Below are 24,091 nucleotides of genomic sequence, written 5' to 3'. Positions count from 1 at the left end.
AAAGGAGCCCTTATGCGCAAGGGGCGGAACACGCCGCGGGCAAAAGGGCCGACCGGTGAACAACGCCGGCGCTGGGGACGGAACGGAGCGAGGCGGGAGAAGCCTGTGACATACATGCCTGGCCGGCATTTTCTTCAGATTCCGGGGCCGACGAACGTCCCCGACCGCGTGCTGCGGGCGATGGACATGCCGACCATCGACCACCGCGGCCCGGACTTCAAAGCCCTCGCCGAGGGGGTTTTGGTGCGCGTTCGCGAGGTGTTCGGCACCACCAACCCGGTGGTGATCTATCCCGCGTCCGGCACCGGCGCGTGGGAGGCGGCGCTCGTCAACACCATGTCGCCGGGCGACCGCGTGCTGATGTACGAGACTGGCCACTTCGCGACGCTGTGGAAGCGCCTCGCCGAGCGGCTCGGCCTGACGCCCGAGTTCATCTCCGGCGACTGGCGCTCCGGTGTCGACCCCGCCGCTATCGAGGCCCGCCTCACCGAGGACAAGGGCCACGAGATCAAGGCGGTGTGCGTCGTCCACAACGAAACCTCCACCGGCTGCACCTCGCGGATCGACGAGGTCCGCGCCGCGATCGACGCCGCCAAGCACCCCGCCCTCCTCCTCGTCGACACGATCTCCTCGCTGGGCTCGATCGAATTCCGCCACGACGAATGGGGCGTCGACGTCACCGTCGGCGGCTCGCAAAAGGGGCTGATGCTGCCGCCGGGGCTGTCGTTCAACGCCGTTTCCGACAAGGCGATCGAGGCGTCGAAGACCGCCAAGCTGCCGCGCTCCTTCTGGGCGTGGGACGAGATGATCGAGGCGAACGAGAAGGGCGTCTTCCCCTTCACGCCGGCGACCAACCTCCTCTACGGCCTCGACGAAGCGCTGACGATGATGAACGAGGAAGGCCTCGACACCATCTACGCCCGCCACCAGCGCCACGCCGAGGCGACCCGCGCGGCCGTCACCCACTGGGGCGGCAACGGCAGCGTCGAAGTGCTGTGCGAGAACCCGCGCCACTATTCCGGGTCGCTGACGGCGGTGATGCTGCCGGAGGGCTACAACGCCGACGACTACCGCAAGGTGGTGCTGGAGAACTTCAACATGAGCCTCGGCAACGGGCTCTCGAAGCTGTCGGGCCGGGTGTTCCGCATCGGGCATCTGGGCGACTTCAACGACCTCATGCTCATGGGCACGCTATCGGGCGTGGAGATGGGGTTCGAGGTCGCCGGCATCCCCTACCGCAAGGGCGGGACGCAGGCGGCGATGGAGGTCCTCACCGCCGCCGTGAAAGAAGGCGGCTGACGCGGCGGCACCGCCGCCCATAAGACGAACTTTGCGAGGCGGCCACCAGAAGCCGCCCGCACAGGCCACAGTCGACCAACCAAAAACACAGGGAAACGCACAATGAAGAAGCTACTTCTCGCCGGCGCCGCGCTCGGCTTGCTGCTGACGCCGGCCAGCGCGCAGAGCACCATGAAGCTAGGCCACGTCGGCGAGCCGGGCTCGCTGTACCACGTGACGGGCGACGAGTTCGCCAAGTGCATGAAGGAGACCGCCGACGTCGAGGTGCAGCTCTTCGGCTCCTCGCAGCTCGGCAACGACGAATCGATGCTGCAGAAGCTGAAGCTCGGCCAGCTCGATTTCTCGATCCCGTCCTCGATCATGTCCTCGGTGTCCGACACGTTCGGCGTCTTCGAGATGCCCTACATCGTGAAGAGCCGCGACCACATGCGCGCCATCCGCGACCAGGCCGGCGACATGTTCCGCGACGCGGCCCGTGACGAGGGCTACGAGATCATCTCCTTCTGGGAGAACGGCTTCCGCAACGTGACCAACAACGTGCGGCCGGTCTCCACGCCGGAGGATCTGAAGGGCATCAAGCTGCGCACGCCGAAGGGCCAGTGGCGCGTGAAGATGTTCCAGGCCTACGGCGCCAACCCGACGCCGATGGCCTTCTCCGAGGTGTTCACCGCGCTCAAGACCGGCGTGATCGACGGCCAGGAGAACCCGCTGATCCAGATCTACGCGGGCAAGTTCCAGGAGGTGCAGAAGTACCTCTCGATGACCGGCCACGTGTATTCCCCGGCCTACCTCGCCACGTCCTCGCGCAACTGGAACAAGTGGGACGACGACCTCAAGTCGGCGATCTCCGACTGCGCGCTCCAGGCCTCCAACTACGCCTATGAGCAGGGCGCGAAGGTCGACGAGGAGTTCGTCGCGAAGTTCGAAGAGGCCGGCGTCGAGGTGAACGAGGCCAACAAGCAGGCATTCATCGACGCTTCGGCCGCGATCTACGAAGAGTTCGGTGAAGAGGTCGATGGCGGCGCAGATCTCATCAAGAAGATCCAGTCGCTCGACAGCGGCGCGTCCTGATCCCGATCGACGCACCCTGATCCTGGGGCGGCTCGGCTGTGGCCGCAGCCGCCCATTCATCCCTTTCGTCCCGTCCCCCCGTCCGAGGAGGCGCCGACGTGCGCGTGCTAGCCCGCATCATGGGCGAATTCCTGACCTGGGTCGTCATCGGCCTCATGGTCCTATTGACCGTCTTCGTCGTCGTCGCGGTGATCTTCCGCTACTCCGGCGCATCCCTGTCCTGGTATGACGAGGTGGCCGGCGTGCTGCTGGCCTGGATCACCTACTACGGCGCGGCCCTCGCCGCCCTCCATCGCGGCCACATCGGCTTCGACGACGTGTTGCTGATGCTGCCCATCAAGGCACGCGCCGTCGCGGTCATCGTGTCGGAGGCGCTGGTGATCGGCTTCTTCGCGTTGCTCGCCTGGGCGGGCCTCGAAGTGCTGCACATCCTGCAGGGCGAGACCCTCGTCGCGCTCGACTGGGTGCCCGTTGCGGTCACGCAGTCCGTCATCCCGATCGGCGCGACCCTCTTCATCATCGCCGAGATCCTGTCGTTCCCGTTCTACTGGTACGACGTGATGCACGGCCATTCCACCGAGCACGCCGTCATGGCGCACGGCGAGACGCCGGAGCACGACGCGGCGACCCCCACGCCCGACGCGACGGAGAACGGCCGATGATCGTCCTACTGATGTTCTTCGCCCTGGTGGCGATGGTGTGCATCAACGTGCCCATCGCCATCGCGCTGTCGCTGGCGGCCATCCTCGGCATCGCGATCACCGACGGCATCGAGTCGCTCGTCATCGTCGGCATCGAGATGTATTCGGGCGCGCAATCGTTTTCGCTGATCGCGATTCCGATGTTCGTGCTCGCCGGCGCCATCATGAACTCGACCGGCATCACACGGCGCATCATCGCCTTCGTGTCGGCCCTCATCGGGTTCGTGCGCGGCGGCCTCGCGATGGTCAACATCGGCGTCTCGCTCTTCTTCGCCGAGATCTCCGGCTCGGCCGTGGCGGACGTCGCCGCGCTCGGCTCGGTCATGATCCCGGAGATGAAGCGGCGCGGCTACAGCGCTCCGCTGGCGGCGGCGGTCACGTCCTCGTCGGCCTCGCTGGCGATCATCATCCCGCCGTCGATCCCGATGATCCTCTACGGCGTGTCGGCCGGGGCCTCGATCCAGGAGCTGTTCGTCGCCGGCATCGTCCCCGGCCTCCTCGGCGCCGCGGGCCTGATGGGCGTCGCCTACGGCTTCGCCAAGCGCTACAACCTGCCGCGCGAGGAAGCCTTCCAGATGAAGCGCCTGCGCTCGACCTTCGTCGAGGCGCTGCCGGCCTTCATGCTGCCGGTCATCATCCTGGGCGGCATCTTCGGCGGCTTCGTCACCGCCACGGAGGGCGCGGGGCTGGCGGTGATCGCCTCCATCGCGGTCGGCATCTTCTACCGCGAGATCGACTGGCGCCAGCTCAAGACCGCGATGGTCGAGGGCGGCGTGCAGACGGCGGTGGTGATGCTCCTGGTGGCGGCGTCGGTCCTCATGGGCGGCTACCTCACCTCCGCGCGCATCCCGCAGGAGATCGCCGAGGGGATGCTGGAGCTGACGTCCAACAAATACGTCATCCTTCTGATCCTCAACGTCTTCTTCCTGATCATCGGCTTCTTCCTGCACTCGGCGGCGGCGATCATCCTCGTCATCCCCATCATCGTGCCGCTGATCAATCAGGCGGGGATCGATCCGGTGCACTTCGGCCTGGTGGTGACGCTCAACCTCGCGATCGGCCAGCAGACGCCGCCGGTGGCCTCGGTGCTGATCACCTCGTGCTCCATCGCCAAGGCCAACATCTGGGAAGTGTCGAAGGTCAACGTGTTCTTCGTCGCGGTGCTCTTGTTCGTCCTGCTGTTATGCACGTACGTCCCCGCGGTACCGATGTTCCTTCCCGACCTCTTCTACAGGTAAGCGCATGACCACCCTCACCGCCGGCACCGACGATCTGATCTACGAGATCGAGGACGGCATCGCGACGCTCACGCTGAACCGCCCGCAGGCCCGCAACGCCTTCACCTTCGCCATGTACGACGGCGTGCAGAAGCTGTGCGAGGAAATGCCCACGGACGGCTCGGTGCGCGTCCTCATCATCACCGGTGCCGGCGAGAAGGCCTTCGCCGCCGGCACCGACATGAGCCAGTTCCACGCCTTCGACAAAGCCCAGGACGCGCTCGACTACGAGAAGCGCGTCGGTCGCGTCGCCGAGGCGGTGGAGAAATGCCCGGTGCCGACGATCGCCGCGATCGCCGGCGCCTGCACCGGCGGCGGCGCGGGCATCGCTTCATGCTGCGACATCCGCATCGCGACCGAGGGGCTGAAGTTCGGCTTCCCCATCGCCCGCACGCTCGGCAACACGCTGTCGATGGAGAACTTCGCCCGCGTGAAGGACCTCATCGGCGTCGCCAAGGCAAAGGAGATCATCTTCACCTCCCGCCTCGTCGGTGCGCAGGAGGCGCTGGCGGCCGGCCTCGTCAGCGAGGTGCTGCCCGACCATGCCGCCCTGATGGCCCGCGCGAAGGAGCTCGCCGTCCACATCGCAGGCCACGCCCCCCTCACCTTGCGCGCCTGCAAGGAGGCGTTCCGGCGCCTCAGGATCGACGGGCCGCACGCCGAGGGCGACGACCTCGTCGTGATGACCTTCATGAGCGAGGACTTCCGCGAAGGCCTCGACGCCTTCTTCAACAAGCGCAAACCGGAGTTCAAAGGCAAATGAGCGAGCGGACCGGCCCTTTGACGGGCATGCGCGTCATCGAGCTGGCGCACATCATGGCGGGCCCGGTGTGCGGGCTGATGCTGGCCGACATGGGCGCCGACGTCGTCAAGGTGGAGAAGCCCAACGGCGACGACACGCGCCGCACCATCCCGCCGGAGGTGAACGGCGAGAGTGCGGCCTTCATGATCATGAACCGCAACAAGCGCGGCATCGCCCTCGACCTGAAGTCCGACGAGGGCAAGGCGGCGCTGCGCCTGCTCCTCGCCGACGCCGACGTCGTCATCGAGAACTACCGCATGGGGACGATGGAGAAGCTCGGCCTCGGCTTCGAGGAGCTGCGCAAGGAGAACCCCGGCCTCATCTACTGCGCCGTCTCCGGGTTCGGCCGCACCGGCCCCTACGCGGCGCGCGGCGGGTTCGACCTCGTGGCGCAGGGCATGTCCGGGCTGATGGCGATCACCGGCGAGGGGCCGGGCCGCCCGCCGGTCAAGGTCGGCGCCCCGGTGTCGGACATCACCGCCGGCATTCTCGCCGCGCTCGGCTGCGCGTCGGCCTACGCCCACAAGCTGCAGACCGGCCAGGGGCAGATGGTCGACACCTCGCTCCTGGAAGCGGCGATCACGCACACCTACTGGCAGTCCGCCATCGCCTTCGCGACCGGCGTGTCGCCGGGGCCGATGGGCTCGGCCCATCCGCTGAACGCGCCCTACCAGGCGTTCCCGACGGCGGACGGGTGGATCAACATCGGCGCCGCCAACCAGAGCAACTGGGAGCGGCTGGTGTCGGCGCTGGGCGCGCCGGAGCTCGCCGCCGACCCGCGCTTCGCCAACGGTCACGCCCGCATGGACAACCGCGAGGTGCTGATCGCGACGCTGGAGCCGCTCTTCAAGCCGCGCACCACCGAGGCGTGGCTGGCGGCGATGGAAGAGGCCGGCGTACCGGCCGGCCCGGTCCTGTCGATCATGGAGATGCACGAGGATCCGCACGTCCTGGCACGCGACATGGTCGTCGAGCTCGACCATCCGACCGCGGGTCCGACCAAGGCGATCGGCCTGCCGATCAAGTTCTCCGACACGCCGGGGAAGGTGCAACGCCCGGCCCCGCGCCTCGGCGAGCACACGCGCGAGATCCTGGCCGAGGCCGGTTACGGCGCGGATGCGATCGAGCGGATCGTCGGCGCCGGCGCGGCGATCACCGCCGACGCGGTCTGAGCCGGGGCGGTCCGAGCCCGGGCGGCGGCCGGCCGGTGCGGGCCACGTCGCCGCGCGCCGGCCGGCGTCGCTCCAGCGCCGGCCCTATCGCGCCACGTAGTCCAACGTGACACCGCCCAGCCCCTCGACCGTGCCCTCGACGTGCGTGCCGGGGGCGATGAACGGCATGCCGGTCAGCGAGCCCGTCGTCAGCACCTGCCCCACCTGGAACCCACCGCACAGCGTCCCGACATGGCGCGCGAACCGCTCCAGCGCGCCCCAGGCGTCGCCCCCCGGAGGCGCGGCGCGGCCCTCGAAGGCGACCGCACCGTCGAAGGTCAGCCGCACCGCAGCGTCGGGCGCGAGGATCGTCCCCGTGTCACCCAGCACCAGGCCGCCGTTGCTCTGGTTGTCGGCCAGCTTGGCGGGGGCGGGCGAATTGGTGAAATCCTCGATCCGTCCGTCGACCACCTCGATCACGACGATCGGCGTCACCGCCGCGCGCAGGGCCGCGGCGAAATCCGGCGCGTCGACGGGCGGCAGCGGTCGGTCGAGGCGGAAGGCCATCTCCAGCTCGATGCCGCAGGCGCCGATCTCGTCGGTCCCGAAGGTGGCGCCGGAGGGGCGCACGTCACCGGCGAAGATCGGCGCGATCATCGGCCGGTCGGGGCCCGGCGCGGTCTTCCATGCGCCGACGGGGCCCAGCGCCCCGGCCACCAGCGCCTGCACGGCCTGCACGTCGGCCGGTGTCGCCTCTTCGGCGAATGCGGCCGCCTTCGCCACGGTGGTGCGTGAATTCTCGCGATGCGCCGCGATCAGGATTGCGGCAAAGCGTTCGGCTAGACTTGTCGGCACGACGTCCCCTCTGTGTTGTGGCGGCTTGCCTGCCGTCCGCCGCTGCGTTCGGCCGGGCGCCATCTTCAGGCCACATTCTCCACTCCCCGCCCCCCGAAAGGCAACGCGCAAACGCGATTTCGGCACGACTCCGCCGCCCTCGCCCCCGCCGAGAGCACGGCCACGGCACGCGACCCTGTTCATCGGTGCATCCGAGGCCCCGCAGCATCTCCCCAGCCCAAGAGCAGGCCAATGAAAATCACGAAAATCACCGCGGTCCCGATCTCCTTCCGCATCCCCGAGGGGGGCAACGTCACTCTCGGCATCGGCCGGGCCGTCAAGCGCGACGCGGTGCTGGTGCGGGTCGACACCGACGAGGGCATCACCGGATGGGGCGAGGCACACCATGGCCGCTGTCCCGGCGCCATCGCCAAGCTGATCGACACGACGTTGGCGGACATCGTCGTCGGCATGGACGCGGGGGACATCGTCGGTGTGTGGAGCCGAGTCTACCGCATGCAGCTCGCCAGCCACGGGCTCGGCAGCGGGTCGGCGATGGCGCTCTCCGGGCTCGACATCGCCCTGTGGGACATCAAGGGCAAGGCGCTCGGCCAGCCGCTCTACCGCATCCTCGGCGGCGCGCCGCGGCCCAGTCCCGCCTACGCCGGCGGCATCTCGCTCGGCTGGCAGGACTCCGCCTCGCTCGCCGAGGAAGCGCTGCGCTATGTGGCGCAGGGCTACCGCGCGCTTAAACTGCGCGTCGGCGACAGCCCCGCGCGCGACATTCCGCGCGTGCGGGCCGTGCGCGAGGCGGTCGGCGACGACATCGCGATCATGGTCGACGCCAACACCGGCTACACCCTCGGCGACGTGCGCCGGGTGATGCCCCTCTACGAGGAGCTGGCGGTGGAGTGGCTGGAGGAGCCCTTCCCGCCGCACGACCTGCGCGACTATCGCGAGGCGCGCGCCCTGGGCACGGTCCCGCTCGCGGCCGGCGAGAACCACGTCATGCGCTACGACTTCATGCAGATGCTGGAGGAAGGCGCCATCACCGTCCCGCAGCCGGACGTCTCCAAGACCGGCGGCCTCACCGAGACGCTGCGCATCGCGGCGCTGGTGTCGACCGTGAAGATGAACTGCAACCCGCACACCTCGCTGACCAGCATCAACATGGCGGCCTCGATCCATCTCCTCTGCGCGATCGACAATCCCGGCTACTACGAGGGCGACTGCGCACCGCACAACCCGTTCCGCGACCGCGTCGGCGGCACGGTCGGCACCCTCGACGCGAACGGCTGCGTGTGGCCCACGCAGGGGCCGGGCCTGGGTCTCGAGATCGACGAAGAGTTCATCGCGGCCCACCCCCTGATCGACGGCCCCTGCTACGTTTAGAGCGGTTCGCGCTCGGTTCGGGGCGACCGACGTCGGCGGTACCCGCGCGTCACCTCGCAGGATCGCCCGCGCGTCAGCCGTGGCCGGCGATCAGGGCGGCGACGCCGGCGACCGCGAGGACGATGCCGGCGATCTGGCGCGGGCTCGTCGTCTCGGCGAGGCGGCGTGAGACAACCTGCGCGAAGAGCACCTCCACCAGGCCCAAGGTGCGCACGTTGGCGGTCGACGTCAGCGCGAAGCCGATGAACCAGAACTGCGTCGCCAGCGCGCCCATCGCCCCGGCGAACACCGATTCGCGCCACGCCCCGAGCGTCGCCACGATCACGCCGCGGTCCGTCAGCCCCAGCCAGCCCACCAGCAGCACGCACTGCATCGCCTGCGCCCAGACCAGCGTGGTCGACGCGCGCACGAACTGCCCGCCGTCGTCGAGCGAGAGGATGGCCGCGCGGAAGAGCACCGCCGCCACCGCAAACCCCGCCGCCGAGGACAGGCCGAAGAGGGCGGGCCGCGCCGCCAGCCCCTTCGCCAGCGCCGCACCGCGAACCTGCGACATGACGATGACCCCCACCGTCGCCGTGACGATGCCCGCCAGCGACAGCGCCGACAGCCGCTCGCCCAGCACCAGGAAGCCGAAGATCGCCACCTGCACCGGCTCGGTCTTGGTGTAGGCCACCGTGATCGAGAAGGTGGTGATGCGCATTGCCGCCAGCATCAGCGCCGTGCCGGCGATCTGCGCCACCGAGGCGAGCGCGACGAGGCCGAGGAACTCGGCATGCGGCGTCGGCACGCGGTCGCCCGTGAGGAGGACCATGAGCGCCAGGAAGACGAGCGCGAACGGCAGGCCGTAGAGGAAGCGCACCAGCGTCGCCCCCAGCGTGCCCAGCGAGGCGGTGAGGTGACGCTGCATCGCGTTGCGGGCGGTCTGCGCCGCCGCCGCCGCGATGGTCGAGAGAACCCAGATCGGTATGAAGGTCATCGCCCGACGCCCCTCGCGGCCCGGTCGCCGCGGCGGTCAGGCCGGGGCATCGCCGTCGGCCCACCAGGCGCCGCCGATCACGATGCCGGACGCTGCGAGGCGCGTGTCCGCCCGCAACCGCTCGCCCGAGACGTCGACGTGCTCGACCGGCTCGTCGCGCAGCTCCAGCACCGTGGCATCGCCCGGCGTGCCGACGGCGAGCGAGCCGAGTTCCGGCCGGCGCAGCGCCGCCGCCGGGTTGGCCGTCACGCACCGCACCACGTCGCCCAGCGCCATCCCCAGCGCCATGAACTTCGACATCACCGCCAGCACGTCGTGCGCCGGCCCGTCGACGCACAGGATGTGCACGTCGGACGAGATGATGTCGGGATAAATGCCTTCGTCGAACATCGTGCGCGTGGAATCGAACGAGAAGCCGCCCTGCCCGTGGCCGATGTCGAAGATGACGCCGCGCTCGCGGGCGGCCAGCACCTCGGCCCGCACGTTGCGCTTGCCGTCGATCGGCGCGTTGGGCCACGGGCGGAAGCAGTGGGTCAGGACGTCACCGGGGCGCAGCACCTCGATCACCTCCTTCTGGCTCGGCGGCGCGTTGTCGATGTGCGCCATCACCGGCAGGTCCAGCTTGTCCGCCACCTCGAGCGCCAGATGCAGCGGCGCCATGCCGGACATGCCGCCCGCCTTGGCGCCGATGCGCGCCTTGATGCCGACGACGATGTCGCGGTTGTCCCTGGCGGCCGCCAGGCATTCGTGCGGGTGGACGAGGCGCATGTCGCCGCACTCCCCCACCATCACGTTCTTGGAAAAACCGTAGATGCCGGGGAAGGAGATGTTGACGTAGGCGAGGATCCGCGGCGCGACGCGCTCGATCACGTGGGCGCGGAACCCCGGGAAGTTGCCCGCGCCGGCGCTGCCCGCGTCGATGAAGGTCGTCGTGCCGCTGCGCCGCGCGATCCGCTCGGCGTCGACGCCGAGCGAGGTGCCGCCCCAGTAGACGTGGGTGTGAAAGTCGATCAGGCCGGGGGTGACGATACGGCCGGTGACGTCGCGCACCGGGGCGCCGGCGGGGTCGATGTCGGGTCCGACGGCGGCGACCTTGCCGTCCGCGAAGGCGACGTCGGCCATCCCGTCGAGCCCTGACGCCGGATCGACGACGCGGCCGCCCTTCAGAATGAGATCGTACATGCCATCGTCCTTCTCGTCGGCCGAGCGGGTCGCATGCCCGTCACGACCCTCTCGTCGGTGGGGGTGGGAAATTCTCTCTGATGCCGGACCGTCTCGGGAGGCCGCGCCGGCCGCCTCCCGCCGACGCTAGGCCGAGCGCGGCTCGGCCGGCAGGAAGATGGCGATGACACCGGCCAGCGGCAGCACCGAGCACACCTGGTAGACGAACGTGATGCCGTAGGCGTCCGCCAGCATGCCCAGCAGCGCCGCGCCGATACCGCCGACGCCGAACGCGAAGCCGAAGAAGAGCCCCGAGACCAGCCCGACGCGCCCCGGCACGAGCTGCTGCGCATAGACGAGGATCGCCGAGAAGGCCGAGGCCAGGATGAACCCGGCACAGGCGCTCAGCACCGCGGTGCCGACCAGGCCCGCGTGCGGCATCGCCAGGCTGAACGGCAGGACGCCCAGGATCGAGCCGACGATCACCGCCTTGCGGCCGATGCGGTCGCCGATCGGCCCGCCGGCGAAGGTGCCGGCCGCGACGGCGGCGAGGAACAGGAACAGCATCATCTGCGACTGACCGACGCCGAGGTCGAAGGTCTCGATGAGGTAGAACGTGTAGTAGCCGCCGAGCGAGGCCATGTAGACGTGCTTGGAGATCACCAGGATCCCCAGCATCGCGATCAGCAGCGGCACCCGGCCGGGGGGCGCGATGGGCGCCTTCACCGGCTTGGGCCGGCTGGCGACGCGCACGTGCTCGCGCTTGGCCCACGACCCGGTGTTGAAGAGCAGCACCATGCCGATCATCGCCAGCACGCCGAACCAGGCGAGGCTCGCCTGCCCGAACGGCAGCACGACGAAGGCTGCCAGCAGCGGGCCGATGGCTGTGCCGGTATTGCCGCCGACCTGGAACAGCGATTGCGCGAAACCGAAGCGACCGCCCGAGGCGGCGCGGGCCGTGCGCGAGCTGTCCGGATGGAAGATCGACGAGCCGACGCCGATCAGCATCGCGCCGATGAGGAGCAGCGAATAATCCCCGGCGTAGGCGAGCACCACGAGCCCGACGAGGCTGGCGGCCATGCCGAGCGTCGCGATGTGGAACACCGGCCGCTTGTCGGTGGCGATGCCGACGGCGGGTTGCAGCAGCGAGGCCGTCGCCATGAAGGCGCAGTGGATGATGCCGACTTCGGTGAAGGTCAGCGCGTAGTTCTCCCGCAGCAGCGGATAGATGGCCGGAAGGAGCGACTGCATGGTGTCGTTGAGGCCGTGGCAGATGCTGAGGGCGACCAGAACGGCGAGGGTGGTGCGGGGAACGCTGTCGTCACGGGGGGCGGCAGCAGCATCGGGTGTGATGGTGCTCATGGGGGTGCCTTTCGGCTCTTGTCTCGCATGCCGCAAGTGCCGGGGCAATCGGCCGCATCGCGATATCGTGCAGGGCTATATGGTGGGCCTATGGCGCCGCCCTGCCCGCCCGGCGGCGCTCGGGGGGCGTCCCGTCCCGCGGCCGCGTCTCACGCCGTGCGCTCGGCTGCCGCGACCCCGCATGGCGCCGGCCCCGCCGGGAGGAAGCGCCCCGCCTGACGCCGCACCTCCTCGGCGATGAAGTCCGCCGTAAGGCGCACGCGGGCGAGGTCGCGGGTGTCGCTGTGGACGACCATGTAGAAGGTCCGCGTCAGCGCGACGCGCCGGGGCATGATGCGCGTCAGGCGCGGGTCGTCGTCGGCGAGGAAGCAGGGCAGCACGCACAGCCCCGCGCCCGCCGCGGCCGCCTCCTTCTGGGCGAGGAGGTTGGAGCTCGTCAGGCGCGGGCGGATGCCCTTGGCGATCGCCGGCAGATAGTCGAGCTCGGGGGCGAAGATCAGGTCGTCGATGTAGCTGACGAAGGGGGCGCGGGCGAGGTCCTGCGGCTCGGCGAGGCCGGCCCAGCGCGGCGCCTGCGCAGCGGCGGCGTAGACGCCCAGCTCGTAGTCCGTCAGGCGGCGCACGTGCAGGCGGCCGCGGTCGGGACTGGAGAGGCCGATCGCGATGTCCGCCTCGCGCCGCGAGGTGGAGAAGTTGCGCGGCAGGGCGACGAGCTGAATCTCGAGATTGGGGTGATCGCGCTGCAAGCGGCCGATCGCGGGCGACAGGATGGCGGTGCCGAACCCGTCGGGTGCGCCGATCCGCACCACGCCCGACGCTTCCGTGCGCGCCGTTCCGACGTCGGACTGGATCGAGAGCATGGTGCTCTCGATCGTCTCGGCGTGGCGCAATAGGGCGAGGCCGTCGGGCGTCAGCGCATAGCCGCTGCTGCCCCGGTCGAACAACTTGGTCTCCAGCGCGCGCTCCAGGGCGGCGAGCCGGCGGCTCAAGGTGGAGTGATCCGCGCCCATCCGGCGCGCGGCTTCGGTGAGCGTCCCCGCACGGGCGATCGCCAGGAAGGACTGCAACAGATCCCAGTCGAAGGAGGGCTGCATGTGGATTTACGCACACCGGATGTGATCTTGTGAGCCTATGGCTGTGCATCGCTGCGTGCAAGGCTTCGACAAAAGCAAAGCAATGAGGGACGGATATGCGCGAGATCGGGCATTTTATCGGCGGCCAGCGGGTCGCCGGGCGCAGCGGGCGCACGGCGGACGTCTTCAACCCGTCGACCGGTGACGTGCAGGCGCAGGTCGCGCTCGCCGGCACCGAGGAGCTGCGTCAGGCGGTCGAGAACGCCAAGGCCGCGCAACCGGACTGGGCGGCGCAGAACCCGCAGCGGCGCGCCCGCGTGATGATGAAGTTCCTGCAACTGGTGCAGGACGAGTTCGAGGACCTCGCCAAACTCCTCGCCAGCGAGCACGGCAAGACGGTGCCGGACGCACGCGGCGACATCCAGCGCGGCCTCGAAGTCGTCGAGTTCGCGTGCGGTATCCCGCACCTCCTGAAGGGCGAGTATACCGAGGGCGCCGGACCTGGGATCGACGTCTACTCCCTGCGCCAGCCGCTCGGCGTGGTGGCCGGCATCACCCCGTTCAACTTCCCCGCCATGATCCCGCTGTGGAAGTGCGCCCCCGCCCTCGCCTGCGGCAACGCCTTCATCCTCAAGCCGTCCGAGCGCGACCCGTCGGTGCCGATGCGCCTCGCCGAGCTCTTCGTCGAGGCGGGGCTGCCGAAGGGCGTCCTCAACGTCGTCAACGGCGACAAGACGGCCGTCGACGCGATCCTGACCGACCCCGACATCGCCGCCGTCGGCTTCGTCGGCTCGTCCGACATCGCCCAGTACATCTATGCCGAGGCGGCGAAGACGGGCAAACGCGCCCAGTGCTTCGGCGGCGCCAAGAACCACGCCATCATCATGCCCGACGCCGACATGGACCAGACCGTCGACGCGCTGATTGGCGCCGGCTACGGCTCGGCCGGCGAGCGCTGCATGGCGATCTCGGCCGCGGTGCCGGTGGGCGAGGCGACGGCCGACCGGCTGATGGAGAAGATGATCCCCCGCGTCGAGGCGCTGAAGATCGGCCCCTCCACCGACATGGCCGCCGACTACGGCCCGCTGGTGACCGCCGCGGCGGTCAAGCGCGTGCGCGGGCTGATCGACAAGGGGGTCGAGGAAGGCGCCAAGCTCGCCGTCGACGGGCGCGACTTCAAGATGCAGGGCTACGAGAACGGCTTCTTCATCGGCGGCTGCCTGTTCGACGAGGTGACGCCGGACATGGAGATCTACAAGCAGGAGATCTTCGGTCCCGTCCTCTCCGTGCTGCGCGCCAAGACCTACGAGGACGCGCTCGCCCTCGCCACCGACCACGAGTACGGCAACGGCGTCGCCATCTTCACCCGCGACGGCGATGCGGCGCGCGATTTCGTGTCCCGCGTGCAGGTCGGCATGGTGGGGGTCAACGTGCCGATCCCGGTGCCGGTCGCCTACCACACCTTCGGCGGCTGGAAGCGCTCCGGCTTCGGCGACCTCAACCAGCATGGGCCGGATTCGGTGCGCTTCTACACCAAGACCAAGACCGTCACCTCCCGCTGGCCCTCGGGCGTGAAGGAGGGTGCCGAGTTCGTCATCCCGACAATGGGCTGACGGCGGTGATCGGTTTCACCCCCACCGAAGAGCAGGAGGCCATCCGCGAGATGGCCTCCGAGTTCGCCGCCAGCGAGATCGCCCCCCACGCGCTGGAGTGGGACGAGACGAAGACCTTCCCGGTCGAGACGCTGCGCGCGGCGGCCGCCTTGGGCTTCGGCGCGATCTACGTCGCCGAGGACGTCGGCGGGTCGGCCCTGTCCCGGCTCGACGCGGCGATCGTCTTCGAGGCGCTCGCCACCGGCTGCCCCACCGTGTCGGCCTACATCTCGATCCACAACATGTGCGCCTGGATGATCGACCGCTTCGGCAACGAGGAGCAGCGCCGGGAGTGGATTCCGGGGCTCGCCACGATGGAGACCCTGGCGAGCTACTGCCTCACCGAGCCCGCAGCCGGCTCCGACGCGGCCGCCCTCAAGACCCGCGCCCGGCGCGAGGGCGACGATTACGTCCTCGACGGGCAGAAGCAGTTCATTTCCGGCGCCGGCGCCTCGGGGCTCTACGTCGTCATGGCGCGCACGGGGGAGGACGGGCCGCGTGGCATCTCGACCTTCCTGGTGCCGGGCGACACGCCGGGGCTGTCGTTCGGCGCCAACGAGCGCAAGATGGGGTGGAACGCGCAACCGACCCGCACCGTGGTGATGGACGGCGCGCGCGTCCCCCCCTCGGCCCGGTTGGGCGAAGAGGGCGTCGGTTTCAAGATCGCGATGGCCGGGCTCGACGGCGGGCGGCTCAACATCGCCGCCTGCTCGCTGGGCGGGGCACAGGCCGCACTCGACAAGACGCTCGCCTACATGGCCGAGCGGCGGGCCTTCGGCAGTGCGCTCAACGAATTCCAGGCCCTGCAATTCCGCCTCGCCGACATGGCGACCGAGCTGGAGGCCGCCCGCACCTTCCTGTGGCGCGCCGCCGCCGCGCTCGACGCCAAGGCGCCCGACGCCACCAAGCTCTGCGCCATGGCCAAGCGCTTCGTCACCGACGCGGGCTCCGACGTCGCCAACCAGGCGCTGCAACTCCACGGCGGTTACGGCTATTTGTCCGAATACGGGATCGAGAAGATCGTGCGCGACCTGAGGGTCCACCAGATCCTCGAAGGCACCAACGAGATCATGCGCCTCATCATCGCCCGGTCGCTGACCGCCGGCCGCTGAGCCGCGCCCACACTTCAGGAGGAACCACAATGGCCGAGAAAACGGCATTCATCGGCGTGGGCAACATGGGGGGCCCGATGGCCGCCAACCTCGCCGAGGCGGGGTACGACGTCGTCGTCTTCGACCTCTCCACGAAGGCCTGCGACGACGCCAAGGCGCGCGGCCTCGCCGTCGCCTCGTCCGTGGCGACCGCCGTGGAAGGCGCCAGGATCATCATCACCATGCTGCCCGCCGGCCGGCACGTCACCGCCGTCTGGGGCGAGCTGGCGGGCCTCGCCGAGGACGGGGCCCTCCTGGTCGACTGCTCCACCATCGACGTCGCCAGCGCCCGCGAGGCGCACGCCCTCGTCGAGGGGCGCGGCCGCCTGACGCTGGACGCCCCGGTCTCCGGCGGCACCGGTGGTGCGGAAGCCGGCACGCTGACGTTCATGGTCGGCGGCTCCAAGTCCGCCTTCGCCGTCGGCGGGCCGGTGCTGGAGGCGATGGGCAAGAAGGTGGTCCATTGCGGCGATCCGGGCGCCGGCCAGGCGGCGAAGATCTGCAACAACATGATCCTCGGCATCTCGATGATCGGCGTCGCCGAGGCCTTCGTCCTGGCCGAGAAGCTCGGCCTGTCGCACCAGGCCCTCTACGACGTGGCGTCGACCTCGTCCGGCCAGTGCTGGTCGCTGACGACCTACTGCCCGGTGCCCGGCCCGGTGCCGACCTCACCCGCCAACAAAGGCTACACCCCCGGCTTCTCGGCGGAGCTGATGCTGAAGGACCTCACCTTGGCGCAGGACGCCGCCCTCTCCTCCGGCGCGGCCACCCCCCTCGGCGCCGAGGCCCGGCAGCTCTACAAGCTGTTCGACCAGCTGGGCGAAGGCGGGCGCGACTTCTCCGGGATCATCAACTTCCTGCGCGGCGCCGACCACTCGGGCCCGGCGGACTGATCCACCGCCGCACGACCGGCACGCGAGCCGGCGCCCCTGCGCGCCGGCCTCAGCGGAACTTGTTCGTGCGGGGCATGCCCTGGGGCGCCATGCGGCCGGCCGAGGCGCGCTCGCCGCGCCAGTCGGCGAGGTCGTCCATCGTGCGGCGGTGCTCGCGCCCGGACTTGTCGCGCCAGGTCAGCCCGTCCGCGCCGACGAAGGTCTTGATGTCCGATAGGCCGCCGTCCTTGTAGCGCTGCAGCCGCACGCCCCGGCCGCGGGCGAGTGTCGGCACCTGCTCGATCGGGAACACCAGGAGTTTGCGGTTCTCGCCGATCACCGCGACATGGTCGCCGTCCGCCCGCACCGCCAGCATCGCGATGTCCCCGTCCGCCGGCGACATGACCTGCCGCCCGCGCTTGGTGTTGCCGATGAGATCGTCCCCGCCGACGATGAACCCGCGGCCCACCTTCGAGGCGATCAGCCATTGCGCGTCCGCCTGGTAGACGAACATCGCCGAGATCTCGACCCCGCCGGACAGTTCGAGGATCAGCCGCAGCGGCTCGCCGTGGCCGCGCCCGCCGGGCAGCTTGTCGGCCCCCAGGGTGTAGACGCGGCCGTCGCTGGCGAGCACTAGCAACTTGTCGGTGGTCTGGGCGTGGAACCACGAGCCCATCTGGTCGTCCTGGCGGAAAGCCAGCTTCTCGAAGTCGTCGGTATGGCCGCGCAGCGCCCGCACCCAGCCCTTCTGCGACAGAACGACCGTGACCGGCTCGCGCTCGATCATCGCCTCGGCGACGATGTCGGGGCTGATCGTCGTCGGCGCGTCGCCGAAGGTCGTGCGGCGCTTGCCGAGCGGGGTGTCGGGGCCGAAGAGCTTCTTCACCTCCCGCACCGTTCCGGCGACCTTCTGCCACTGCTTGTCGTCCGAGCCGAGCAGCTCTTCGAGCCTCGCCCGCTCGGCGGTCAGCGACTCGTGCTCCTTGCGGATCTCCATCTCTTCGAGCTTGCGCAGCGACCGCAGGCGCATGTTGAGGATCGCCTCGGCCTGCACGTCGGTCAGCTCGAAGACCTCGATCAGCTGCTCCTTGGGGTGGTCCTCGTAGCGGATGATCGCAATCACCCGGTCGAGGTCGAGGTAGACGATGAGGAAGCCGGCCAGGATCTCCAGGCGGTGAACCACCTTCTCCAGCCGATGCTGCGCCCGCCGGACGGCGACCTCCTTCAGATGGTCGAGCCAGGCCTGGATGACCTCGATCAGGCCGACAACGCGGGGCACCTGCCCGCCCATCAGGATGTTCATGTTGAGCGAGATGCGCGTCTCGAGATCGGTGACGCGGAAGAGGCTTTCCATGAGCACCGTGCCGTCCACGGTCTTGGCGCGCGGCTCCAGGACGATGCGGATGTCCTCCGCGCTCTCGTCGCGCACGTCGGCCAGCAGCGGCAGCTTCTTCTGGTCCAAGAGTTCGGCGATCCGCTCGATCAGGCGCGATTTCTGCACCTGGTAGGGGATCTCGGTGACGATGATCTGCCAGGTCCCGCGGCCGAGATCCTCCGTCTCCCAGCGGGCGCGGGTGCGGAAGCCGCCGCGCCCGGTGCGGTAGGCCTCGGCCATCGACGACGCACTCTCGACGACGACGCCGCCGGTCGGAAAGTCGGGCCCCATGATGGGACCGTTCTGCGGGTCGAACAGCGTCTCCAGCCGGGCGCTCGGGTGCTTGATGAGGTGCAGCGCCGCCTCGGCGATCTCGGCCGCGTTGTGCGGCGGCACGTTGGTCGCCATGCCGACCGCGATGCCGGAGGCGCCGTTGGCCAGCAGGTTGGGGAAGCCCCCCGGCAGCACCACCGGCTCGCGCTCGGAGCCGTCGTAGGTGTCGCGAAAGTCGACCGCGTCCTCGTCGAGCCCGTCGAGCAGGAGGCGTGCGACGTCGGTCATGCGCGCCTCGGTGTAGCGCATGGCGGCGGCGCCGTCGCCGTCGACGGTGCCGAAATTGCCCTGCCCGTCGACCAGCGGGTAGCGCACCGCGAAGTCCTGCGCGAGGCGCACCAGCGCATCGTAGACCGCGGTGTCGCCGTGCGGGTGATATTTACCGATCACGTCGCCGACCACACGGGCGGACTTCTTGAAGGCCTGCCCCGGGTCCAGCCGCAGCTGGCGCATGGCGAAGAGGATGCGCCGGTGGACCGGCTTCATGCCGTCGCGCACGTCCGGCAACGCGCGGTGCATGATCGTCGACAGCGCGTAGGCGAGATAGCGCTCCTCGAGAGCCGCCTTCAGATCCACGGATGTATCGTCGCTATCGCTCAACACTGCCCTCCCGAGCCGCCGCCCTGCCCCGGATCGCCAGACCCTCGCTTCGCCGCAGTCGCCCACCCATACACCGCCCGGCGCCACACTCCCACCACGCGGCGCGCTTCGTCCCGACGATCCACACGCCGGGGCCGGCGCGGCCGAGCGGACGGCTCATGCGGACGGCGCTATGCACTTTTGCGCGGCAGATATCGCACATCTTTGGTGCACAACCGGGCGTCGACGCCCCATGTGCTCTTCAGCGGCAGGTGATGCCGCCAACCCCAGCCGAAAGCCCGATCCGATGATCTTGTATGTTCTCTCCTCCCGGTCCCTGCGGCGCGCGTTCTACGCCGCGATGACGCTGATGGCCCCGCCGCGCGAGCAGGCCAACATCGCCCGCCACGGCCGCTGACCGCATCACGGCACGGTCGAACGTTCGACGCCGGGACGGGCACGCGCTAGTTTGCCCCGGCCGAACGCCCTCCGGGTGTTCCTCTCGGAGGGTCCATGCCTCACCGCGTCCCGCTCGGCCTCGTCGCCATCCTGGCCTTTGGTGCCGCCGTCCCCGCCGCGGCCGACTCGCTGATCGGCCGCACGGCCGCGTTCAACGTGCTCGCCTACGACGACCCCCGGCACCCGCGCTACCAGGGCCTCGTCCATACGGCGACGATCACCGAGCAGGTCGAGTTCGGGCTGATCCCCGAAGGCGTGCAGAACGGGCTCGACGTCGTGCCCGTCACGGTCGACATCTCCGCCCACCGTATCGAGATCAGCTTCACGCCATCCCCGCCCGGCCTGATTGCGGACGCCACGTTCAACGGCTACGTCCTCTCGTTCACGCCCGATTGCCTGATCTTCAACACCGCCCGCGTCGACACCCGCACGACGACACTGCCCGTGAGCGATGCCGACATCACGCTGAACGGGCGCACCCTCTACGTGAACCTGGAGGGGCTCGCCTACGAGAGCACCAGCCGCGTCGACATCGAGCTCGACGTGACGGACTGCCCGGTCACTTAGGAGATGTCTCGCTCTAGCGGCTGTCGAGGCGGGTGTCGGGGTCCATGTGGCGCGCGGTCCAGCGGGCGTGGCGCCAGGGGCGGCGTCCAGCGTCCGGCGGCAGGTCCGGGACCGGGTCGTAGCCGGCGGCGCCGAAGGGATTGCAGCGCAGGATCCGCGCCAGCGTCAGCCATGCCCCGGTCCACGCGCCGTAACGCTTCAACGCCTCGTCGGCATATTGCGAGCAGGTGGGCAGATAGCGGCACTGCCGGCCCATGATGGGCGACAGCAGCACCCGATAGACGGCGACGGCCCCGCGCAGCAGCGCCGTGGCCGGCCTCACGCCGCCTCGGCGACGTCGGCGGCCTTGCGCGCCGCCTCCAGCGTGGCGCCGAAGGTCAGCATGGTGGAGGCATGGCGGGATTTGTGATCGCGCACCGGCTCCAGATACTTCAGCTCCTCCCAGCGATCGCCGGTCGGCGGCGGACCGTTCTCCTTCAGCATCGCCTCCATCTGGTCGTGCACCGCCTCGAGCTCCTCCACCGTCGCGCCGATGACATGGCGCGCCATGATGGAGGAGGACGCCTGGCCGAGCGCACAGGCCTTCACGTCGTGGGCGAAGTCGGTGACGCGGCCGTCCTTCATCGTGAGGTCGACGGTGACCTGACTGCCGCACAGCCGCGAGCGGTGCGTGGCGGAAGCGTCGGGCGCGTCGAGCCGGCCCAGCCGCTCGATATTTGCAGCCAGCCCCAAGATCTTGTCGTTGTAGAGGTCACTCAGCATAACGGCCCTCCTCCGTCAGACCCGGATATATGTCGTGACACGTGTCGCAGAAAGCCTTCAATTGCCCAGCACCGATGCCGCCGAGCAGGAGCTCGGCCTCACCTTCCGCCCCAAGTTCGGCGCCGATGGGCTCGTGACCGCCGTCGCGGTCGACGATGCGTCGGGCGAGATCCTGATGCTCGCGCATATGGACCGCGAGGCGCTCGCCGCCACGATCGCCACCGGCGAGGTCCACTATTTCAGCCGGTCGCGCGGCGAGCTGTGGAAAAAGGGCGAGACGTCGGGCCAGATCCAGACGGTGCGCCGCATCCTCGTCGACTGCGATCAGGACGCGCTGGTGCTGCGCGTCACGGTCGGGGGTGACGGCGGCGCCTGCCACACCGGCGCGCGCTCGTGCTTCTACCGCGCGCTCGGGGCGGACGGCGCGCTCCAGCGGGTCGACTGACCGGACGCTCACCGCGCGGGGCCGGCTCAGCCGGTCGGCCCGCGGCGGCGGAACTGGTCGGTCGGGATCACGGCAAGGATCAGCATGAGGAGGAGGCCGAGGCCGCCGACGCTGCCGCTCTCCCCCGCCTGCGAGCCGCCGCCCGAGATCAGGAGATAGACCACCGCGACCAGCCACCCGGGGAGCCCCGTGTCACGCGCGCGCTTGGCGACGATGTTGAGGTTGGCGAAGACGGCGGCGAGCGCCAGCACGATCAACGCCACGATCGCCGGCAGGCCGATGGCGTCGGCGATGCGCTCGGGCATGGTAGCGAACTCACCGCTGGCGACGCCGAGCCCCACGCCCATGCCGACCAGGATCAGCAGCATGCCGAGGAGCAGAAAGCCGATGAGCCCCACCCACAGCAGGACATACCGCCCTCGCCCCAGGCGGCCGGCGGCCAGCTGCGTGAAATAGTCTCTCAGCACGGTGCCCCGGCCCCCGTCGTCCGCCTCCGTCGTCCGCGGCCGTCGTCCGCCGCCTGGCCCGGCCGCACCCCACGGCCGCGGGAGCCGACACGTTCGCGCAGCCTGGCGGCGCGTCGCTAGGTGGACATGATGTAGTCGCGGATCTCGTCACGCTCGCGCACGGCGGCTTCGATCCGGCGCTTCACGACGTCGCCGATGGAGATCAGGCCGACCACGCGGCCGCCTTCGACCACCGGCATGTGACGAAAGCGCGAGGTGGTCATGCGCGACATCACGTCGTCGATCAGATCGTCCAAGGCGGCCGTCTCGACCGACTTGGTCATGACCGAGGCTGCGGGCGCGTCGAGCGCCGCCGCGCCCGTCGCCGCGATTTGACGGACGATGTCACGTTCCGACAAGATCCCGGCCAGTCGATCGCCTTCCATGATCAACAACGCGCCAATCTTCCGGCTGGATAGCTCCTGCGCAACCGCGGCCAAAGTCGTATCCGGAGACATCGAGAAGACGTCACCGCCCTTTTCCTTAAGGATCGCCTTTACAGTCATCGTTGTCCGCCTCCCTCTGCCGTCAGAGTTGCGAGCGTCACACAATTTTAGGGATAAGACCAGAGATCAACGTGGCGAAACCGGGTCGAAAAAACGAAACAGCAGGAGCCCCACGAGGAAGCCGCCGATGTGCGCCTCCCAGGCGATGGCGATGCCACCCGAGACCGAGCTGCCGAGCCCGACGGCCAGGTTGATGCCGAACCAAATGACGATGAAAAGCAACGCGCTACGGTTTCGGAACGTGTCCACCAGACTGCGCGCGGGGCGGCGGAAGGCGCTGTCGTCGCCCGGCCGGCGCAGCACGATGGGCCCGCCGGCGTCGAACACGAAGCGGGCGGCAGCGGCCATCTGCCCCGCAATCGCCGCGGATGCGCCCACCACCGGGATCGGATCGCCGAAGTGGAGCGCCAGGTGCAGCGCCGCGCCCCCGGCCGCCGCAGCCGCCGAAAACAGCCAGAAGCGCAGCGGCCCGAACCGGCGGGCGACCGCGCTGCCGAATGCCACCAGCCACACCGCGTTCGTCAGCAAGTGCACCCACGAGCCGTGCAGCAGCGCATAGGACACGAAGGTCCACACGTCGGCACCCAGGCCGCCGGGGAAGGGAAAGAAGCTGTCCGCGTAGCGCGCCGGGATGAACGCGAACCACAGCTGTGTCACCACGTCCTGCTGCGGGCTCAACGTCGAGCGGACGAGCTGGACGAGGGCGATGATGGCGACCATCACCACGACCGAGCCCGGCAGCATCAGCGCCGGCTCGCGCGCGGGCTCGGCGCCCGCCCGGTGCGGGTCGTGGCCCGGCGGCGTCCCTTGCGGCGTGCCCGAACGGGGCGTGCCGCCCTCCGCGCCGGGCCGCGCGGCGGCGGTGCGCCAGGGGCGCGGGCGAGCGTCGTCGCCCTCCGGCGGAATGCGCGGGATGTGGCTCATGCCGAACCGACCACCGATGGCCGAGGGCGGGCGGCCTCTGCCGCGGCGGGATGGGTCATGATGTTGAAAATGGGATGCTCACACCGGTTCGCAACCGGCGGCGAAACGCCGCCAGTTGGCCGCATAGCCCGCTGCCGAGCCCAGCTGCCGCCGCACTTCGTCGTCCGACAAGGTCCGCACCGGCTTGGCCGGCGCCCCCAGCGCCAGGGTGCGCTCCGGCACCACCTTGCCCTCGGCCACCAGCGCCTGCGCGCCGACGAGGGCATGGTCGCCGATCACCGCATGGTCGAGCACCACCGCGTTCATGCCGACCAGCGCGCCCCGCCCCACGGTGCACCCGTGCAGCATGACCTTGTGGCCGATCGTGACCTCCGGACCCAGCGTCAGCGGGGCGCCCATGGAGGTGTGGCAACAGGCGAGATCCTGCACGTTGGAATTCTCGCCGACCTCGATCCATTCGTTGTCGCCGCGCAGCACCGCACCGTACCAGACGGAGGCGCCGGCGAGCAGGCGCACGCGTCCGATGAGGATCGCCGTCGGGGCGATCCAGGTGTCGGGGTGGATCTCCGGCCCGATGCCGTCGAGCCGGTAGAGCGGCATCAGGCGCCCTCGACGTCCATTTCGAGGATGGCCATCGTGAAGTTCCACGACAGCTCGCCCTCGTCCTCGTCGCGGTAGAGCACGCCGATAAACTCGTCGTTGATATAGACTTCCGCCGAGTCGTCCTTCTTCACCTGCGGGCGAATGCTGATCGTTTCGTTGCCGAATACACGACGCATGTAGGCCTCGAGCTTGGCCATCTCGGTCTTCTTCAACGCTATCTCCTGAGGGTTAACCGGGACGCGGCAAGCGGCCGCCTCC

General features: G+C 69.6%; 25 protein-coding genes. 12 read left to right on the top strand and 13 right to left on the bottom strand.

The window, feature by feature from the left end:
* Positions 1-114 precede the first annotated feature (114 nt).
* From MRB58_RS18345 to MRB58_RS18320, 6 genes are all read left to right on the top strand, one after another.
* Positions 115-1,299: an alanine--glyoxylate aminotransferase family protein gene (locus MRB58_RS18345; RefSeq protein ID WP_244782043.1), complete on the top strand. Its 1,185-nt coding sequence runs from the start codon at positions 115-117 to the stop codon at positions 1,297-1,299.
* 102 nt (positions 1,300-1,401) lie between these two features.
* A complete protein-coding gene (locus tag MRB58_RS18340; RefSeq protein ID WP_244778535.1) occupies positions 1,402-2,370 on the top strand; it encodes a TRAP transporter substrate-binding protein in 969 nt (322 codons plus the stop codon).
* Between the two features lie 98 nt (positions 2,371-2,468).
* Positions 2,469-3,032 carry a TRAP transporter small permease gene (locus tag MRB58_RS18335; RefSeq protein WP_244778534.1) on the top strand — a complete coding sequence of 188 codons (564 nt, stop codon included), beginning with the start codon at positions 2,469-2,471 and terminating at the stop codon, positions 3,030-3,032.
* Positions 3,029-4,309 (top strand): TRAP transporter large permease, encoded by a 1,281-nt coding sequence (locus tag MRB58_RS18330; protein WP_244778533.1) that lies wholly within the window; start codon positions 3,029-3,031, stop codon positions 4,307-4,309. The genes MRB58_RS18335 and MRB58_RS18330 overlap by 4 nt, the downstream gene beginning before the upstream one ends.
* Before the next feature lie 4 nt (positions 4,310-4,313).
* Positions 4,314-5,111, top strand: coding sequence for an enoyl-CoA hydratase/isomerase family protein (locus MRB58_RS18325; RefSeq protein WP_244778532.1), 798 nt, complete (start codon positions 4,314-4,316; stop codon positions 5,109-5,111).
* Entirely contained in the window at positions 5,108-6,322 is a 1,215-nt protein-coding gene (locus MRB58_RS18320) for a CaiB/BaiF CoA-transferase family protein (RefSeq protein ID WP_244778531.1), read from the top strand. Before MRB58_RS18325 ends, MRB58_RS18320 begins: the two co-directional genes overlap by 4 nt.
* An 84-nt stretch (positions 6,323-6,406) precedes the next feature.
* On the opposite strand, the gene MRB58_RS18315 is transcribed toward MRB58_RS18320, so the two are convergent.
* The gene (locus MRB58_RS18315; RefSeq protein ID WP_244778530.1) at positions 6,407-7,156 is read right to left on the bottom strand and encodes a hypothetical protein; all 750 of its coding nucleotides are present in this window, start codon (positions 7,154-7,156) and stop codon (positions 6,407-6,409) included.
* A gap of 231 nt (positions 7,157-7,387) precedes the next feature.
* Between MRB58_RS18315 and MRB58_RS18310 the strand changes: the two genes are divergently transcribed.
* Positions 7,388-8,527 carry a mandelate racemase/muconate lactonizing enzyme family protein gene (locus tag MRB58_RS18310; RefSeq protein WP_244778529.1) on the top strand — a complete coding sequence of 380 codons (1,140 nt, stop codon included), beginning with the start codon at positions 7,388-7,390 and terminating at the stop codon, positions 8,525-8,527.
* A 73-nt stretch (positions 8,528-8,600) separates the two neighbouring features.
* Here MRB58_RS18310 and MRB58_RS18305 read toward each other — a convergent pair whose 3' ends face one another.
* The 4 genes from MRB58_RS18305 to MRB58_RS18290 all read right to left on the bottom strand — a co-directional run bounded on the left by MRB58_RS18305 (position 8,601) and on the right by MRB58_RS18290 (position 13,120).
* Positions 8,601-9,503, bottom strand: a complete 903-nt coding sequence (locus MRB58_RS18305) for a DMT family transporter (protein WP_244778528.1) — start codon at positions 9,501-9,503, stop codon at positions 8,601-8,603.
* A gap of 36 nt (positions 9,504-9,539) precedes the next feature.
* Entirely contained in the window at positions 9,540-10,685 is a 1,146-nt protein-coding gene (locus tag MRB58_RS18300) for an amidohydrolase/deacetylase family metallohydrolase (protein WP_244778527.1), read from the bottom strand.
* Positions 10,686-10,811: 126 nt separating this feature from the next.
* Positions 10,812-12,017, bottom strand: coding sequence for an MFS transporter (locus MRB58_RS18295; RefSeq protein ID WP_371747302.1), 1,206 nt, complete (start codon positions 12,015-12,017; stop codon positions 10,812-10,814).
* A gap of 158 nt (positions 12,018-12,175) precedes the next feature.
* A complete protein-coding gene (locus MRB58_RS18290) occupies positions 12,176-13,120 on the bottom strand; it encodes a LysR family transcriptional regulator (protein ID WP_244778525.1) in 945 nt (314 codons plus the stop codon).
* 95 nt (positions 13,121-13,215) lie between these two features.
* Between MRB58_RS18290 and MRB58_RS18285 the strand changes: the two genes are divergently transcribed.
* From MRB58_RS18285 to mmsB, 3 genes are read left to right on the top strand one after another with little or no spacing between them, the layout of a single operon-like run.
* Positions 13,216-14,712, top strand: coding sequence for a CoA-acylating methylmalonate-semialdehyde dehydrogenase (locus MRB58_RS18285; RefSeq protein ID WP_244778524.1), 1,497 nt, complete (start codon positions 13,216-13,218; stop codon positions 14,710-14,712).
* Positions 14,709-15,863, top strand: coding sequence for an acyl-CoA dehydrogenase family protein (locus tag MRB58_RS18280; protein WP_256461742.1), 1,155 nt, complete (start codon positions 14,709-14,711; stop codon positions 15,861-15,863). The genes MRB58_RS18285 and MRB58_RS18280 overlap by 4 nt, the downstream gene beginning before the upstream one ends.
* 29 nt (positions 15,864-15,892) lie before the next feature.
* A complete protein-coding gene (mmsB, locus tag MRB58_RS18275) occupies positions 15,893-16,795 on the top strand; it encodes a 3-hydroxyisobutyrate dehydrogenase (RefSeq protein ID WP_244778523.1) in 903 nt (300 codons plus the stop codon).
* A 49-nt stretch (positions 16,796-16,844) separates the two neighbouring features.
* On the opposite strand, the gene parC is transcribed toward mmsB, so the two are convergent.
* Entirely contained in the window at positions 16,845-19,058 is a 2,214-nt protein-coding gene (gene parC, locus MRB58_RS18270; protein ID WP_256461684.1) for a DNA topoisomerase IV subunit A, read from the bottom strand.
* Positions 19,059-19,574: 516 nt separating this feature from the next.
* Between parC and MRB58_RS18265 the strand changes: the two genes are divergently transcribed.
* A complete protein-coding gene (locus MRB58_RS18265; RefSeq protein ID WP_244778522.1) occupies positions 19,575-20,087 on the top strand; it encodes a hypothetical protein in 513 nt (170 codons plus the stop codon).
* Positions 20,088-20,100: 13 nt separating this feature from the next.
* Here MRB58_RS18265 and yidD read toward each other — a convergent pair whose 3' ends face one another.
* Together yidD and MRB58_RS18255 are read right to left on the bottom strand one after the other, a co-directional pair.
* Complete coding sequence (gene yidD / locus MRB58_RS18260; protein WP_244778521.1) at positions 20,101-20,409, bottom strand: membrane protein insertion efficiency factor YidD; 309 nt, start codon at positions 20,407-20,409, stop codon at positions 20,101-20,103.
* Complete coding sequence (locus tag MRB58_RS18255) at positions 20,406-20,849, bottom strand: iron-sulfur cluster assembly scaffold protein (protein ID WP_244778520.1); 444 nt, start codon at positions 20,847-20,849, stop codon at positions 20,406-20,408. Before MRB58_RS18255 ends, yidD begins: the two co-directional genes overlap by 4 nt.
* Before the next feature lie 61 nt (positions 20,850-20,910).
* Between MRB58_RS18255 and hisI the strand changes: the two genes are divergently transcribed.
* Complete coding sequence (gene hisI, locus MRB58_RS18250) at positions 20,911-21,294, top strand: phosphoribosyl-AMP cyclohydrolase (protein WP_244778519.1); 384 nt, start codon at positions 20,911-20,913, stop codon at positions 21,292-21,294.
* Positions 21,295-21,320: 26 nt separating this feature from the next.
* Here hisI and MRB58_RS18245 read toward each other — a convergent pair whose 3' ends face one another.
* The 5 genes from MRB58_RS18245 to MRB58_RS18225 all read right to left on the bottom strand — a co-directional run bounded on the left by MRB58_RS18245 (position 21,321) and on the right by MRB58_RS18225 (position 24,045).
* A complete protein-coding gene (locus MRB58_RS18245) occupies positions 21,321-21,761 on the bottom strand; it encodes a DUF805 domain-containing protein (protein WP_244778518.1) in 441 nt (146 codons plus the stop codon).
* Between the two features lie 116 nt (positions 21,762-21,877).
* Positions 21,878-22,306, bottom strand: coding sequence for a CBS domain-containing protein (locus MRB58_RS18240; RefSeq protein WP_244778517.1), 429 nt, complete (start codon positions 22,304-22,306; stop codon positions 21,878-21,880).
* 66 nt (positions 22,307-22,372) lie between these two features.
* Positions 22,373-23,230: a rhomboid family intramembrane serine protease gene (locus MRB58_RS18235; RefSeq protein ID WP_244778516.1), complete on the bottom strand. Its 858-nt coding sequence runs from the start codon at positions 23,228-23,230 to the stop codon at positions 22,373-22,375.
* A gap of 78 nt (positions 23,231-23,308) precedes the next feature.
* Complete coding sequence (locus MRB58_RS18230) at positions 23,309-23,830, bottom strand: gamma carbonic anhydrase family protein (protein ID WP_244778515.1); 522 nt, start codon at positions 23,828-23,830, stop codon at positions 23,309-23,311.
* Positions 23,830-24,045, bottom strand: a complete 216-nt coding sequence (locus tag MRB58_RS18225; protein WP_244778514.1) for a DUF3126 family protein — start codon at positions 24,043-24,045, stop codon at positions 23,830-23,832. The genes MRB58_RS18230 and MRB58_RS18225 overlap by 1 nt, the downstream gene beginning before the upstream one ends.
* Between the last annotated feature and the right edge of the window lie 46 nt (positions 24,046-24,091).

The sequence above is a fragment of the Acuticoccus sp. I52.16.1 genome (assembly GCF_022865125.1).
GTDB lineage: Bacteria > Pseudomonadota > Alphaproteobacteria > Rhizobiales > Amorphaceae > Acuticoccus.
The sequence above is the reverse complement of the archived record's forward strand: the minus strand, read 5'-3'. Positions and strand labels throughout refer to the sequence as shown.